The following is a 742-nucleotide window of genomic DNA, read 5'->3' as shown; positions in this document are numbered from 1 at the left end:
CTCCCATGCCTGGTAACGGGGAAATGACCTGTTACCTTCTGCTTCACAACCGGAACGGAGAATATACGCTCTGGGGGAACGAGCTGGAGAAATACCGCACCAGAATCTGTGAGAGGGTTGATTTAATGCGTGACAGGAGTGGTTATATCTGTGACCGAAGCGAAATCGGCCAACGTCCGCCACTGCAACGTGTTTATTCCTCTGCAACCTTTGAGCAACTGCTGACGCAGGTTTGCCAGACATGGCCGCAACATACCCGCAATCTCCGCCAGCCGAAGACATGGCCGGAGTCTTTCTGTCTTGGAGAAGACCGCCAGCCAGCCATGCCATCACCAGCGGCAAGGAAGGTGGATTTTATGCAGGGACGTCTGCCACCGACGCTGATGCCGGTCATGAGTTCTGTCGACCGGGAAACCCGCCAGCTTCAGCTTTTGCTGGTCATGGGCGTGGATGACTCTCTGGGCGGTGTTATCCGGCTTAATGGTACGCTGTATCCCGCGTTTGCCGTTCCCTCAGCCGATAACAGGCATCTGGTCATCAGTGCGCTGACCGATAAGGGGTTACGGTATGCAGGGTATGGTGTTGCCGTAAATCACGATGCAGACAGCCACATATCACCTGCACCAGAACTGATGCAGTTTCATCTGAAAACCCGTGAGGCACCGCTTTTTGCTGCCGTCAACACACCAGAAAAACAGCCGGATCATCTGTTCCGCTCGCTGGGTTTTAATCGTACCTGGGA

At 54.4% G+C, this 742-nt stretch carries 1 protein-coding gene; it reads left to right on the top strand.

Annotation, left to right across the window (positions count from 1 at the left end; translation table 11 throughout):
* Nucleotides 1–23: 23 nt before the first annotated feature.
* A partial coding sequence (locus tag WCE05_RS25875) for a hypothetical protein (protein ID WP_368816819.1) occupies nucleotides 24–742 on the top strand: 719 nt, incomplete at its 3' end.

The sequence above is a fragment of the Pseudomonas sp. I2 genome, from assembly GCF_040984075.1.
Classification (GTDB): Bacteria; Pseudomonadota; Gammaproteobacteria; order Pseudomonadales; family Pseudomonadaceae; genus Aquipseudomonas; species Aquipseudomonas guariconensis_B.
Note: the sequence above shows the minus strand (reverse complement) of the source record. Positions and strands in the feature narration are given on the sequence as shown.